The following is a 13,816-nucleotide window of genomic DNA, read 5'->3' on the forward strand; positions in this document are numbered from 1 at the left end:
CGCGCCTCCTTGGTCCCGCCCCCGGCCGGGGTTACGCTTCGGAAGTCGCATCCGTGCCGGTGACTGGAGGAAATAATGAAATGGGATCCCGTCAAGTACGTGCAGTTCGGGGACTACCGTGACAGGCCCTACTTTGACCTGACGTCCCGGATCCACGCGGACGATCCCCAGCTGGTGGTGGACCTCGGCTGCGGCCCCGGGAACCTCACCGCCACGCTCGCGGAGCGCTGGCCCGGCGCCAGGGTGGTGGGCCTGGATTCCTCCGAGGAGATGCTGGCGAAAGCAGAGGCCTACGCGGACAAGTTCGCCAATCTCTCCTTCGGCCTGGCCGACATCGCCGCCTGGATGCCCTCTGAACAGACGGACGTTGTGGTCACCAACGCTGCCCTGCAGTGGGTTCCCGGCCACCGCGAGCTGCTGCCGCGCTGGCTCGCAGCCCTCAGGCCCGGGGCGTGGTTCGCCCTGCAGGTGCCCGGAAACTTCAACTCGCCCTCCCACACCCTGATGCGTGGACTGGCGGAGTCCGGGGCCTGGGCCGGCCGGCTCAGCGGTGTGCTCCGCCATGACGACGTCGTCGGCGACGCCGCCGAATACCTCGACATCATGCTCGACGCCGGCTGCGACGCCGATGCCTGGGAAACCACGTACCTGCAGCTGCTCCCGGGCAAAAACCCGGTGCTGGAGTGGGTCCGGGGCACCGGGCTCCGGCCTGTGCTGGCCGCACTGTCCGCCGAGGAGGCCGGCGAATTTGAGAGCGAATATTCCGCACGGCTGGCTGAGGCGTACCCGTCCGGCGCGCACGGGACGGTCTTCCCGTTCCGCCGGATATTTGCCGTGGCCCGCAAACGGGAATGAGCGGCGCCGGGGGCTTCCGGACCCCCGTCTCCGGACCCGGAAGAGTAGACAAAAGAGCACTCTGCGGCCGGGCCTACAATGACGAAGCGGCTCGGGGCGGCCGCCACACTGATTCTGGATCGGGGCCCTGATCCAGGGATGGAGGTTCGGTGCTAATTGGCCTGATGGGGCGCCTGCTGTCCGCCCATAAGGTGACCGTGCTGGCCATCGTTCTCCTCCAACTGGTGCAGTCCACCGCCAACCTGCTTCTGCCCACCCTCAACGCCGCCATCATCGACGACGGGATTGTCGGCGGCAATACGGCGGAAATCCTGGACCTCGGTGTCTGGATGGCCGTGATCGCCGCAGTCCAGGTCGTGGCGGCGATCATCGCCGGCTACCTGGGCGCCGTCGTGGCCATGGACGTGGGCCGGCAGCTGCGCGAAGAGCTCTTCGCCAAGGTCCAGTCCTTGTCCTCCCAGGAGGTGGCCGCGTTCGGCGCCGCCAGCCTGGTCACGCGGGCCACCAACGACGTGGCCCAGATCCAGAACCTGGCCGTCCTGGTGTTCACCATGCTGGTCGCCGCCCCCGCCATCTTCCTCGGCGGGATTGCCCTGGCCGTCCACCAGGACCTGGCCCTGTCAGGCATCGTTATCGCCGTGGTGCCGCTGCTCGCCGTCATCATGGCCATGATCGTGCGGCGCCTCGTTCCGCTGTACCGGGAGGGCCAGGGGCTGATCGACCGGATCAGCCGGGTACTGCGTGAGCAGATCATCGGCGCCAACGTGATCCGTGGCTTCGTCCGGCAGGGTCACGAGATCCGGCGGTTCAACGGCGCGAACAAGGACCTCACCCGGAACAACCTGCGCTCAGCACTGCTCGTCGCCGGGATGATGCCGATGATCATGCTCGTGGTCAATCTGTCCTCCGTCGGCGTCGTCTGGTTCGGCGGGCACCGGATCCACGCCGGCGAGATGCGGCTGGGAGCACTGACGGCGTTCATCGCCTACATCCTGCAGATCCTGATCGCCATCATGATGGCCATGTACGTCTTCATGACGGCTCCGCGCGCGGCTGCCTGCGCGGAACGGATCCAGGCGGTTCTGGATACGGTTCCGGCCATCGCGGACGGGCCCGGTGTGGCGGACGGTTCAGGTGCGGTGGACGGTTCCGCTGCGGACGGCCACGGCCCGGCGGACAACACCGTGGAGTTCCGCGACGTCGAGTTCGCCTACCCGGGCGCCGAAGCGCCGGTCCTCGCCGGCATCAGCTTCAAGGCAACGCCCGGCACCACGACGGCCATCATCGGCGCCACCGGCAGCGGCAAGAGCACGCTGCTGAACCTGCTGCCGCGCTTCCTGAACACCACTGCCGGGAACATCACGATCGGGGGCCACGCGGTCCGTTCCCTGCCGCTGGACGTGCTCCGCGGTCTCATCGCCCTGGTGCCACAACACTCCTACCTGTTTTCCGGGACGCTCGCAGACAATCTGAGGATGGGGTCCCCCGCGGCCACCGATGAGGAACTCTGGGCGGTGCTCACAACGGCCCAGGCCGCGGGCTTCGTCCGCCAGCTGCCGCACGGACTGCAGTCCCCGGTGAGCCAGGGCGGCACGAACTTCTCCGGCGGCCAGCGGCAGCGGCTCTGCATTGCCCGCGCACTGCTCCGGCGTGCCCCCGTCTACCTCTTCGACGACAGCTTCTCGGCCCTGGACTATGGCACCGATTACCGGCTGCGGGAGGCCATGAAACCGCTGCTGCGCTCTGCAACGGTGCTGATCGTGGCCGAGCGGGTGGCCACGATCGTGGACGCCGGGCTGATCCTGGTGCTGGAAGACGGCCGGATCGTGGCGCAGGGCACCCACCAGGAACTGATGGACGCCTCACCGAGCTACCAGGAGATCGCAGCCTCGCAGCTTGTGCTGGAGGAGACTCCGTGAGCCGCAAACCTGGCCTCGAAGACGAGGACGAAGACAAGGCCGAGGCCTGCGATGCCCCCGTATCCCCGAAGGATTCCCCGGCCTCCACGGACGGCGGCGCCCGGCCGGCCGGCCCGACGGCGGCACCCGGGGCCACCCTGTCCGGCCGCCGGGCCATTGGCCGGCTGCTCGGATTGCTCCGGCCGTCGAAGTGGCGGATGACCGGCGTCATCGCGGCCACCTGCGCCTTCGTGATCCTCAATGTGGCGGCCCCCAAGGCACTGGGGGACGCCACCGACGTCGTGGTTGACGGCGTCTTGCGGGGCACCTTCAACGTGGGGAAGCTGGCGGCGCTGCTCACGGCTGTCTCCCTCATGTACCTGGGTGCCTCGGTCTTCAGCTGGATCCAGGGCGCCCTGGCCGCCACGGCCGTCCAGCGTCTGGGCTTTGATCTCCGCTCCTCCGTCGAGGAGAAACTGCACGTGCTGCCGTCCGGCCACTTCGACGAACAGCACCGGGGTGAAGTCCTGAGCCGCGCCACCAACGACGTCGACAACATCTCGCAGGCCCTGAACCAACTGCTGAACCAGTTGATCATGTCCCTGCTGATGCTCTCCGGGGCACTGGCCATGATGCTGTGGATCTCGCCGGTCCTGGCGGTGATCGCGCTGGTGTCCGTGCCCGTTTCGGCCCTGATCACCGTCCTGGTAGCCCGGAAGTCGCAGGCCTACTTCACCGAGCAGTGGGGGAGCACCGGCGAGCTGCACGCACAGCTGGAGGAGTTTTTCACCGGGCACGAGGTGATCAAGGCCTTCGGCCGGCAGGAAGCCTCGGCGGCCAGCTTCAGGGAGAGCAACGGGAAACTCAGCCGTGCCAGTGCCCGCGCCCAGTACGTGTCTGGCGTGGTGCAGCCGCTGATGGTCTTCGTTTCGAACCTCAACTACGTCGCCGTCGCCGTGGTGGGGGCCCTCCAGGTCACGGCGGGCGCCATGACGATCGGCGGCATCCAGGCCTTCATCCAGTTCAGCCGCCTCTTCAGCCAGCCGATGGGCCAGATCGGCGGGATGCTGACCCTCATGCAGTCCTGCCTGGCTTCGGCTGAGCGGGTCTTTGCCCTGCTGGACGCCCCGGAGATTTCCCCCGACCAGGCGGCCAGGGCGGGGGTTCCGGCGAAGGCGGCCAGGGCGGGGAAGTCGCCGGCCAAGGCCGGGGCGGGGAAATCACCGGCCGGCGGGACGACGCCAGTGGCCGAAGGCCGCATCGCCTTCGAACACGTCAGCTTCAGCTACAGCCCCGGATCCCCCGTGGTCCAGGATCTGTCCTTTGCCGTGGAGCCGGGGCAGACGGTGGCGATCGTGGGCCACACCGGCGCCGGCAAAACCACCGTGGTGAACCTCCTGATGCGGTTCTACGAACTGGACTCCGGCCGGATCACCGTCGACGGCATGGACATCGCGGCGATGCCCCGGGACGAGCTGCGCTCCGCCTTCGGCACCCTGCTGCAGGACGCCTGGCTGTTCACGGGCAGCATCCGGGAGAACATCGAATACGGCAGGCCCGGCGCCAGCGAGGACGACATCGTCGCCGCGGCGCAGGCCAGCCACGTGGACCAGTTCGTCCGCTCGCTGCCGGACGGCTACGCCACCGTGCTCGGCGACGACGGCGACTCGCTCAGCAGGGGGCAGCGCCAGCTTGTCTCGATCGCGAGGGCGCAACTGGCAGGCCGCAGCATCCTGGTCCTGGACGAGGCCACGAGCTCGGTGGACAGCCGCACGGAGGTGCAAATCCGCCAGGCGATGCAGCGCCTCCGTCACGGCCGGACCAGCTTCGTGATTGCCCACCGCTTGTCCACAGTCCGGGACGCTGATCTAATTCTCGTCATGGACCACGGACGGATCGTTGAACACGGGACCCATCAGCAGCTGATGGCCAGGGGCGCGCTTTACACGGATCTCTACCAGGCCCAGTTCGCCGGCCGCGAACAGCGGCGCGGCCTGAGGAAGCCGGAACAGTGAGCCAGACCGAGAACGTGGCGGACCGATTCCCCGGCACCTGGAAACCCAACCAGGCCAGCTCGGTGCCGCTGTTCGAACAGCTCCGGCTCAACGTCATCGAACGGGCGGACAACGGCACCCTGGCACCGGGAACCCGGCTGCCGGCCGTCCGCAGCCTCGCCGCCGAACTGGGCGTAGCCCCCCACACCGTGGCGCGGGCCTACAAGGAACTCGAGGCCGCCGGCGTCGTGATCACGCGGGGCCGGAACGGGACGGTGGTCTGCGCCCGCGACGAGGCCTGGGGCTCGCTCTCCGCCGCCGCCGCCGACTTCGCCGCCGCTGCGAAGGCCCAGGGCGCCAGCTTTGCCGCAGCCGTTCAACTGCTCGCCGCCGCGTACGACCGCGAATAGCACACCGCTAGCACACCGGCGCTGATTCTCCGGCCTGGGACACAGCTGGGAATAGATATTCGAAGAAGTTTTCGATTAGCATTGGTAGCGTGCCTAAAGCCGTAGCTGAAGATCCAGCCGTTGATTCCCAGACCTCCGTTCCGATGGGCTCCGTTCCGATGGGCTCCGCAAAACAGGGCCGCGCGGTCGAATCCCGCCCCGAGGTGAAGCGTCCGGACATGTCCCGGCTCGTCGTCAAGGGCGCGCGCGAACACAACCTGCGCAACGTGGACCTCGACCTGCCGCGGGACTCCATGATCGTCTTCACCGGGCTCTCCGGCTCCGGTAAATCGTCCCTCGCCTTCGACACGATCTTCGCCGAGGGCCAGCGCCGCTATGTCGAGTCGCTCTCCGCCTACGCCCGGCAGTTCCTGGGACAGGTGGACAAGCCCGACGTCGACTTCATCGAAGGCCTCTCGCCCGCGGTGTCGATCGACCAGAAGTCCACCAGCAAGAACCCCCGCTCCACCGTGGGCACCATCACCGAGATTTACGACTACATGCGCCTCCTGTGGGCCCGCGTGGGCCGCCCGTATTGCCCTGTCTGCGGGGAGCCTGTCACGAAGCAGACCCCTCAACAGATCGTGGACCAGCTGCTGGAACTGCCGGAGGGCACCCGCTTCCAGGTCCTGGCCCCCGTGGTCCGCGGCCGCAAGGGTGAATTCGTCGAGCTGTTCAAGGAGCTCACGGCCAAGGGTTACTCACGCGCCCGGGTCGACGACAAGCTGATCCAGCTGAGCGATCCGCCCAAGCTCGGCAAGCAGTTCAAGCACACCATCGAGGTTGTGGTGGACCGTCTGGTGGTCAAGGAAGGCATCAGCCAGCGCCTCACCGACTCGGTGGAAACCGCGCTCGGGCTGGCCGAGGGCCGAATCCTGGCCGAATTCGTCGACCTCGACGAGGACGACCCGGAGCGGGTCAGGGCGTTTTCCGAACACCTCGCCTGCCCCAACGAGCACCCCCTCGCGATTGACGAGATCGAGCCGCGCTCCTTCTCGTTCAACAACCCCTTCGGCGCCTGCTCCGCCTGCAGCGGCATCGGCACAAAGCTGGAAGTCGATGAGGAACTCATCATCCCGAACGGGGAACTCTCCCTGGCGGAGGGGGCCATCGCGCCCTGGTCGCTCGGGACGGCGACCTCGGAATACTGGGGCCGGCTGCTCGGCGGACTCGCCCAGGAACTCGGCTTCTCGATGAAGACGCCGTGGGACAAGCTCTCCGAGGACACCCGCCAGACCGTGCTGCACGGTAAGGACCACAAGGTCGTGGTGCAGTACCGCAACCGCTTCGGCCGGGAACGCAAGTACAGCACCGGCTTCGAAGGCGTCATCCAGTACGTGCACCGCAAACACCTCGAAACCGACTCGGACACGGCCCGGGACCGCTACGAGGAATACATGCGGCAGATCCCGTGCCCGGCCTGCAACGGCGCCCGGCTGAACCCGGCGTCGCTGTCCGTGCTGATCAACCGCAAGAACATCGCCGAGGTCGCAGCGCTGCCGATGCGCGAATGCGCGCACTTCCTGGACAACCTCGTGCTGACGGACCGCGAAGCCCAGATCGGGCACCAGGTCCTGAAGGAAATCCAGGCCCGGCTGACCTTCCTCCTCGACGTCGGCCTGGAATACCTGAACCTGGAGCGGCCCTCCGGCACGCTGTCCGGCGGCGAGGCCCAGCGCATCCGGCTCGCCACCCAGATCGGTTCCGGCCTCGTGGGCGTGCTATACGTCCTGGACGAGCCGTCCATCGGGCTGCACCAGCGGGACAACCGCCGCCTCATCGAGACGCTCACCCGGCTGCGGGACCTCGGCAACACGCTGATCGTGGTGGAACACGACGAGGACACCATCCAGGAAGCCGACTGGGTGGTGGACATCGGACCTGGCGCCGGCGAACACGGCGGCATGGTGGTGCACTCCGGGTCCTACAAGGAACTGCTGGAAAACACGGAATCGCTCACCGGCGATTACCTCTCCGGCCGCAGACGGATCGAGATCCCGAAGAAGCGCCGCAAGTACGACAAGAAGCGGGAACTGAAGGTTATCGGCGCCAAGGAGAACAACCTCCTGAACGTGGATGCAACCTTCCCGCTGGGCCTCTTCACCGCGGTGACGGGCGTCAGCGGATCCGGCAAGTCCACGCTTGTCAACGAGATCCTCTACAAGGTGCTGGCCAACAAGCTCAACGGCGCCAAGCAGGTGGCCGGACGGCACAAGTCCATCCAGGGCCTCGAGCACCTGGACAAGGTGGTGCACGTCGACCAGAGTCCCATCGGCCGCACGCCACGCTCCAACCCGGCGACCTATACGGGAGTCTTCGACAACATCCGCAAACTCTTCGCCGAGACCACCGAGGCCAAGGTCCGCGGCTACCAGCCGGGCCGGTTCTCCTTCAACGTCAAGGGCGGCCGCTGCGAGGCCTGCTCCGGTGACGGCACGCTGAAGATCGAAATGAACTTCCTGCCGGACGTCTACGTGCCTTGCGAGGTCTGCCACGGGGCCCGCTACAACCGGGAAACCCTGGAAGTCCACTACAAGGGCAAGACCATCGCCGATGTCCTGAACATGCCGATCGAGGAAGGCGCCGTGTTCTTCGCGGCGTTCTCGCCGATCGCCCGGCACCTCAGCACCCTCGTCGACGTCGGGCTCGGCTATGTCCGGCTGGGCCAGCCCGCCACCACGCTCTCCGGCGGCGAGGCCCAGCGCGTGAAGCTCGCGGCGGAACTGCAGAAGCGCTCCAACGGGCGCAGCATCTACGTGCTGGACGAACCCACCACGGGCCTGCACTTCGAGGACATCCGGAAGCTCCTCCTGGTGCTCCAGGGCCTCGTAGAGAAGGGCAACACCGTCATCACGATCGAGCACAACCTCGACGTCATCAAGAGCGCCGACTGGATCGTGGATCTCGGGCCCGACGGCGGGTCCGGCGGCGGCCGCATCATCGCCTCCGGCACGCCGGAGCAGGTGGCCAAGTCGACAGAGAGCCACACGGCGGCCTTCCTCGCCGACATCCTGGCCTGAGGCCGACAGGGGATAGATGTATTCCCTTCGGGGTATGCGAGTTTCTGGCATTCCGGCACTCGTGAGAAACTAGGCCGGTGACCCATTCAACAGTGCCCGTGATCTTTGACCTTGACGGCACTCTTGTCGATCCCGCCGGGGGGATATCGGACGGAATCGCGGCGGCCCTCACGGAACTCGGAATCGCCGTCCCCGGCAAGGCCCGGCTGGACGCGATGATCGGCCCGAAACTCAGCCACTCGCTCGTGGACATCGCGGGCGTCCCGCCGGAGCAACTGGAAGAGGCCATCCGGATCTACCGGGCACACTACCTTTCCACCGGGATCGCCCGGAGCCGGCTCTACCCCGGCATCCGGGCCCTGCTGGACTCCTTTATCGACGCCGGGCGGCCGATCGCCGTCGCCACCCAGAAGCCCGAGCACCTGGCCCGCATCGTCCTGGAGCACCACGGCATCGCGGCCCTCTTCCACGTCATCCGCGGCTCGGCCGCCGACGAGGCAGGCGCCGCCACCGGACCGTCCGGGAAGGCCGGCATCGTTGCCGCCGCCCTGGCCGACCTCCGCACGCCTTACGCGGTCATGGTGGGGGACCGGGCCCAGGACGTGGCCGGCGCCGCCGCCAACGGCCTGGACTGCATCGGCGTCGCCTGGGGCTTTGCGCTCGACGGCGAACTGCGCGAGGCGGGCGCCGTCGAGATTGTGCACAGCACGTCAGCGCTGCATGACACCATTAGCAAGCTGGACTCCGTTCGCGCCGCCGCCCTGATGACTGAAGCCCTGAACGAGGTGCCCACCGATGGCAATGTTTGATGCAATCCGCTGGACCACGCGGGGACTTGTCACCTCGACCTGCCGGCCCACGGTCATCGGACTTGACAACGTGCCCAGGGAGGGCCCGTTCATCGTGGCGCCGAACCACCTCTCGTTCCTGGACAGCGTGATTGTCCAGGCCCTCATGCCGCGCCCCGTGGCGTTCTTCGCCAAGGCCGAGTACTTCACCACCGGCGGTGTCAAGGGCAAGGTCATGAAGTCCTTCTTCGAGGCCGTGGGCTCGATCCCGGTTGAGCGCGGCGAGCAGGCCGCCAGCGTGCAGGCGCTCAAGACGCTGCTGGCGATCCTGGACGAGGGCAAGGGCATCGGCATCTACCCCGAAGGAACCCGCTCCCGTGACGGCCTCCTGTACCGCGGCCGCACCGGCGTCGGCTGGCTCGCCCTGACCACAGGCGCCCCGGTGGTCCCGGTCGGCCTGATCGGCACCGAGAACCTGCAGCCGGCGGACAGCAAATCCGTCAAGCCGCAGCACTTCACCATGAAGGTCGGCGAGCCGCTCTACTTCGATAAGACCGGACCGGACCATTCGCTGCCGGCACGCCGCCAGGTCACGGACCGCATCATGGACGCGATTGCGGAGCTCAGCGGCCAGGAGCGCTCCACGAGCTACAACCAGAGCAAAGTCGCGGAGTAGCCGCCGTCCCCGGCACCCCCGGTGCCTCAGTAGACTTGAAGTGTGGCAGATCCAGCGAGTTACCGACCCCAGACGGGTGAGATCCCGAGCAATCCGGGCGTGTACCGCTTCCGCGACCCGCACGGCCGGGTCATCTACGTCGGCAAAGCCAAGAACCTCCGTTCCCGGCTGAATTCCTACTTTGCCAACCCCGCCGGACTGCTGCCGAAGACGCATGCGATGGTCCACGCGGCCAGCAGCGTCGAATGGACCGTCGTCGGGAGCGAGCTCGAATCCCTCCAGCTGGAATACACGTGGATCAAGGAATTCACGCCGCGTTTCAACGTCATGTTCCGGGATGACAAGAGCTACCCGTACCTCGCGGTCACCATGGGGGAGAAGTACCCCCGCGTCCAGGTGCTGCGCGGCGAACGCAAGAAAGGCACCCGTTACTTTGGCCCGTTCACCGCCGGGGCCATCCGGGACACCCTGGACACCCTGCTGCGCGTCTTCCCCGTCCGCAGCTGCAGCCCCGGTGTCTTGAAGCGGGCCGAGGCCAGCGGCAGGCCGTGCCTGCTCGGCTACATCGACAAGTGCGCGGCCCCCTGTGTGGGCCGCATCTCGGCCGAGGACCACCGCGCCCTGGCCGAGGACCTCTGCACCTTCATGGGCGGCGAAGCCAAACCCTTCGTCGCGAGGCTGGAAAAGGAAATGGCCGCCGCCGTCGCCGAACTGGACTACGAGCGTGCCGCCCGCCTCCGGGACGACATCGTGGCACTCAAGAAGGTCTTCGAGCGCAACGCCGTGGTGCTGGCGGAGGGCACGGACGCCGACATCTTCGCCCTGCACGAGGACGAGCTCGAAGCCGCCGTGCAGGTGTTCCATGTCCGCGGCGGCCGGATCCGCGGCCAGCGCGGCTGGGTCGTGGAAAAGGTCGAGGACTCCACCACCCCGGACCTGGTCGAGCATCTCCTCCAGCAGGTGTACGGGGACGAAGCCGGCAGCCAGGGCCGGCTGCCCCGCGAGGTCCTGGTCCCGGCGGAACCCAGCAACGCCGCGCAGCTCGCGGAGTGGCTCAGCGGACTGCGCGGGGCGAGGGTGGACGTCCGCGTCCCGCAGCGCGGCGACAAAGCCGCCCTCATGTCCACCGTCCGGGAGAACGCCGAACACGCACTGAAGCTCCACAAGTCCCGGCGCGCCGGCGACCTGACCATGAGGTCCCAGGCACTCCAGGAGCTGCAGGAGGCCCTGGACCTGCCCGTGGCGCTGATGCGGATCGAATGCTTCGACATCTCGCACGTCCAGGGCACCAATGTGGTCGGTTCCATGGTGGTGGTCGAGGACGGTCTGCCGAAGAAATCCGACTACCGGAAGTTCTCCGTCACCGGCGCCGCCGCGAATGACGACACGGCTGCCATGCATGACGTGCTGACCCGGCGGTTCCGGCACTACCTGCAGGAGAAGGCCGAGCAGGCGGAGGGGGCCCGGATGACGGGCCACCAGCCGGGCCACCAGGCTGCCCTGGAGGCTGCCGTGGCGGTCGCGCTTGCGGACACCACGACACCGGCGCCGCGGACCAAGTTCGCCTACCCGCCGAACCTCGTGGTGGTCGACGGCGGCCAGCCCCAGGTCAACGCGGCGGCCCGAGCGCTGGCCGAACTTGGGGTCGAGGACGTGTACGTCGTCGGCCTGGCGAAGCGGCTCGAAGAGGTCTGGCTGCCGGACAGCGACTTCCCCGTGATCCTGCCGCGCGCCTCGGCCGGGCTGTACCTGCTGCAGCGCGTCCGCGACGAGGCACACCGCTTCGCGATCTCCTTCCACCGGCAGAAACGCGGCAAGGCCATGACCGTGTCCGCACTCGACGGAGTGCCCGGCCTCGGCGACTCCAAGCGCAAGGCGCTGCTGGCGCAGTTCGGCTCGGTCAAGAGCATCAAGGCGGCGACGGCGGATGAACTCACGGTCGCCAAGGGGATCGGGCCGTCCCTGGCCGCGGCGATCGTGCGGCACTTCAACCCGGAGGACGGGTCCGAGGCCGCCACCGTACCCGCCATCAATATGACAACGGGGGAAATCCTCGAAACTTAGCTAGCCCCGGCAAACTTAGCTAGGGTAAGGACTTGGGAAACGGCACATTCGGTTGCAGCGAACGCCGCAGGGACGTGACAACAGACGTGACAACAAAGAACTGCGCAGCAGAACGGGGCTTCACAGATGGCAGAGTCAACGGCAGGATCCGGCACGGAGACGGACGGCATGACGCCGGTCAAACCCGTCGAGGCGGAACTGCTCGTGGTGACCGGGATGTCGGGTGCAGGCCGGAGCACAGCATCGGACGCGCTGGAGGACCACGGCTGGTACGTCGTGGAGAACCTTCCCCCGCAGATGCTCGGCACCCTGGCCGAACTCGTCTCCCATGCGCCCGGCTCCATTTCCAAGCTCGCCGTCGTGATGGATGTCCGCAGCAAGGATCTCTTCGCGGACATCCGCGCCGCCCTCCGCAACCTTGAGGCCAGCGGCGTCACCTTCCGCGTACTCTTCCTCGACGCGAACGACGACGTCCTGGTGCGCCGTTTCGAACAGGGCCGGCGGCCGCACCCGCTGCAGGGCGGCGGCAGGATCCTCGACGGGATCGCCGCCGAACGCGAGCTGCTGCACGAGCTCCGGACCTCCTCGGACATCGTGCTGGACACCTCGGCCCTGAACGTGCACGGACTGGCCACCGCGATCACGGAGCTGTTCAGCGAAACCGGCCCCGTCGCGCTGCGCCTGAACGTCATGAGCTTCGGTTTCAAGTACGGCCTTCCCGTGGACGCCAACTTCGTCGCGGATGCCCGCTTCATCCCCAACCCGCACTGGGTCCCGGCGCTGCGCCCGCACACCGGCCTGGATCAGGACGTGAGCGACTACGTGCTCGAGGCCCAAGGGGTCAGCAGCTTCGTCGAGCGCTACGTCCTGGCCCTGGAACCGGTCCTGGACGGCTACCGGCGCGAGAACAAGCACTACGCAACGATCGCCATCGGCTGCACCGGCGGCAAGCACCGCTCGGTCGCGGTCGCCGTCGAGCTCTCCCGCCGGCTCGCGCAGTATCCGCGCGTCACCGTGACCACGACGCACCGGGACCTGGGCCGCGAATAATGGCGCTGCTCACCGGGCCCCTGCCGCTCGTCCCGCCGGCCAGCGCCGCCTTCGCCAGCCAGCAGGACAAGGGCCCCTCTGTGGTGGCCCTCGGCGGCGGCCATGGCCTGTCCGCTTCGCTGTCCGCCCTGCGCCTGCTCACTTCCGAACTGACCGCCATCGTCACCGTGGCGGACGACGGCGGCTCCTCGGGGCGGCTGCGCGAGGAGTACGGCGTCCTCCCGCCCGGAGACCTCCGGATGGCACTGTCGGCGCTGTGCGACGACACCGACTGGGGCCGCACCTGGCGTGACGTCATGCAGCACCGCTTCATGCCGGGCAAGGGCCGCGGCGGTTCGCTCGACGAACACGCCATGGGCAACCTGCTGATCGTGACTCTCTGGGAGCTCCTCGGCGATACTGTGGCCGGCCTCAAGTGGGCGGGTGCCCTGCTGGGCGCCCGCGGCGAGGTCCTGCCGATGTCGAGCGTGCCGCTCACCATCGAAGGCCAGGTCCGCGTCACAGCGCCGGACGGCACCTCGGTGTTGCAGACCCTCACCGGGCAGGCGAAATGCGCTGTGGCCGGGTCGCTGGAGCGGGTCCGCCTGCTGCCCGAGGACGCCCCGGCCTGCATCGAGGCCCTCACCGCCATTGAACTGGCGGACTGGGTGATCCTGGGCCCGGGGTCCTGGTACACCTCGGTGCTGCCGCACCTGCTGCTGCCGGAAATGCGGGAAGCGCTGTGCGACACCGCGGCCCGTCGCTGCCTCACCATGAACCTGGCCACGGACACCAAGGAAACCCTGGGGATGACCGCCGCCGACCACCTGCGCGTGCTGCGCCAGTACGCCCCGGAGTTCACGATCGACGTCGTCCTGGCCGATCCGGCGTCGGTCCCGGACCTCCGCGCGTTCGAACGGGCGGCCGGGATGCTGGGTGCCGAGGTGGTGTTGGGTAAAGTGGGGGCGTCGAGCCGCCGGCCGATCCACGACCCGCTGCGTCTGGCAACGGCGTACCACGACATTTTCGGGAACAGTTAGGAA

Annotated in this window: 10 protein-coding genes; all 10 read left to right on the forward strand. The window is 67.8% G+C overall.

Annotated features, from left to right (window positions below):
- Positions 1-75 precede the first annotated feature (75 nt).
- The 10 genes from ACVWZ8_RS18175 (at position 76) to ACVWZ8_RS18220 (ending at position 13,813) form a co-directional block, all read left to right on the forward strand.
- Positions 76-855 (forward strand): trans-aconitate 2-methyltransferase, encoded by a 780-nt coding sequence (locus tag ACVWZ8_RS18175; RefSeq protein ID WP_456505407.1) that lies wholly within the window; start codon positions 76-78, stop codon positions 853-855.
- A gap of 164 nt (positions 856-1,019) precedes the next feature.
- On the forward strand, positions 1,020-2,774 hold the full coding sequence (locus tag ACVWZ8_RS18180) for an ABC transporter ATP-binding protein (RefSeq protein ID WP_426979915.1): 1,755 nt from the start codon (positions 1,020-1,022) through the stop codon (positions 2,772-2,774).
- Positions 2,775-2,971: 197 nt separating this feature from the next.
- The gene (locus ACVWZ8_RS18185) at positions 2,972-4,768 is read left to right on the forward strand and encodes an ABC transporter ATP-binding protein (protein ID WP_456505977.1); all 1,797 of its coding nucleotides are present in this window, start codon (positions 2,972-2,974) and stop codon (positions 4,766-4,768) included.
- Entirely contained in the window at positions 4,765-5,157 is a 393-nt protein-coding gene (locus tag ACVWZ8_RS18190) for a GntR family transcriptional regulator (protein ID WP_426977982.1), read from the forward strand. Before ACVWZ8_RS18185 ends, ACVWZ8_RS18190 begins: the two co-directional genes overlap by 4 nt.
- A gap of 158 nt (positions 5,158-5,315) precedes the next feature.
- Positions 5,316-8,216 carry an excinuclease ABC subunit UvrA gene (gene uvrA / locus ACVWZ8_RS18195; RefSeq protein WP_426979913.1) on the forward strand — a complete coding sequence of 967 codons (2,901 nt, stop codon included), beginning with the start codon at positions 5,316-5,318 and terminating at the stop codon, positions 8,214-8,216.
- Positions 8,217-8,293: 77 nt separating this feature from the next.
- Positions 8,294-9,025 carry an HAD hydrolase-like protein gene (locus ACVWZ8_RS18200; RefSeq protein WP_456505408.1) on the forward strand — a complete coding sequence of 244 codons (732 nt, stop codon included), beginning with the start codon at positions 8,294-8,296 and terminating at the stop codon, positions 9,023-9,025.
- A complete protein-coding gene (locus tag ACVWZ8_RS18205) occupies positions 9,012-9,680 on the forward strand; it encodes a lysophospholipid acyltransferase family protein (RefSeq protein WP_426977978.1) in 669 nt (222 codons plus the stop codon). The genes ACVWZ8_RS18200 and ACVWZ8_RS18205 overlap by 14 nt, the downstream gene beginning before the upstream one ends.
- Positions 9,681-9,722: 42 nt before the next feature.
- Positions 9,723-11,744, forward strand: a complete 2,022-nt coding sequence (uvrC, locus tag ACVWZ8_RS18210) for an excinuclease ABC subunit UvrC (RefSeq protein ID WP_456505409.1) — start codon at positions 9,723-9,725, stop codon at positions 11,742-11,744.
- A gap of 126 nt (positions 11,745-11,870) precedes the next feature.
- The gene (gene rapZ / locus ACVWZ8_RS18215) at positions 11,871-12,794 is read left to right on the forward strand and encodes an RNase adapter RapZ (RefSeq protein ID WP_426977974.1); all 924 of its coding nucleotides are present in this window, start codon (positions 11,871-11,873) and stop codon (positions 12,792-12,794) included.
- Entirely contained in the window at positions 12,794-13,813 is a 1,020-nt protein-coding gene (locus tag ACVWZ8_RS18220; RefSeq protein ID WP_456505410.1) for a gluconeogenesis factor YvcK family protein, read from the forward strand. The genes rapZ and ACVWZ8_RS18220 overlap by 1 nt, the downstream gene beginning before the upstream one ends.
- The last annotated feature ends 3 nt before the right edge of the window (positions 13,814-13,816 follow it).

The organism is Arthrobacter sp. UYCu723 (genome assembly GCF_054059215.1).

Coding starts and splice junctions, on each gene's coding strand:
- ACVWZ8_RS18175 (WP_456505407.1), top strand. CDS start 76: ATGAAATGGGATCCCGTCAAGTACGTGCAGTTCGGGGACTACCGTGAC.
- ACVWZ8_RS18180 (WP_426979915.1), top strand. CDS start 1,020: ATGGGGCGCCTGCTGTCCGCCCATAAGGTGACCGTGCTGGCCATCGTT.
- ACVWZ8_RS18185 (WP_456505977.1), top strand. CDS start 2,972: ATGACCGGCGTCATCGCGGCCACCTGCGCCTTCGTGATCCTCAATGTG.
- uvrA (WP_426979913.1), top strand. CDS start 5,316: ATGGGCTCCGCAAAACAGGGCCGCGCGGTCGAATCCCGCCCCGAGGTG.
- ACVWZ8_RS18205 (WP_426977978.1), top strand. CDS start 9,012: ATGGCAATGTTTGATGCAATCCGCTGGACCACGCGGGGACTTGTCACC.
- rapZ (WP_426977974.1), top strand. CDS start 11,871: ATGGCAGAGTCAACGGCAGGATCCGGCACGGAGACGGACGGCATGACG.
- ACVWZ8_RS18220 (WP_456505410.1), top strand. CDS start 12,794: ATGGCGCTGCTCACCGGGCCCCTGCCGCTCGTCCCGCCGGCCAGCGCC.